The following is a 569-nucleotide window of genomic DNA, read 5'->3' as shown; positions in this document are numbered from 1 at the left end:
TAAGGGGAATCATTGATAGCAATGTCACCACCGCAAGCACAAGTATCGTCGGGATAATAGGTGCGCGTCTCATCAACGGTATCGGCCAGCATCCGCTTACTACCTTTATGGCCGGATTGCGCACCGCGCTTACGGCCCGTCGGCTTTTTAGCTGGCGCAGATGAAGCTACACTCGGACCATTAGAAGATGGCGGGCGCGATGAATTACGACTGTTTTGATTCAGTCGGTCTTCGAGGTCATTTAGCCTGTCCCAGAGTGTACTAATGAGCTCATTGGCATCATCGAGATTAGTAGCGACGGGTGGCTTTGTGGGCTGCTTTTTACGTGGCATGAAACCACTCTGACAGACTGGCGGGATCAATCAATAGGATCCCCACGATCATTGAAAATAAATATTACTAACTGTCAATAGGGCCCTGGTGAACGGTTACTCTCCAGCTAGAGCAGATAATGGAGAAAATCGCTTGCGTGCTTCATAACTATGCTTCTCCAAACAAAGTAGCACGGAGCGAAACCGAGCGTAAGTATCATCGAATCGCCAATGAATTATACGATTGTCGTGAAAACT

Annotated in this window: 1 protein-coding gene; it reads right to left on the bottom strand. The window is 48.3% G+C overall.

The features are described 5' to 3' along the window. Positions 1-332: DUF6444 domain-containing protein (locus ACFSYC_RS19620; RefSeq protein ID WP_377130569.1), on the bottom strand; the 332-nt coding region annotated here is incomplete at its 3' end. Positions 333-569 lie beyond the last annotated feature (237 nt).

Origin of the sequence: Mucilaginibacter antarcticus (assembly GCF_042686155.1) — a bacterium.
Classification (GTDB): Bacteria; Bacteroidota; Bacteroidia; order Sphingobacteriales; family Sphingobacteriaceae; genus Mucilaginibacter; species Mucilaginibacter antarcticus.
This window is presented reverse-complemented; position numbering and strand designations above follow the sequence as displayed.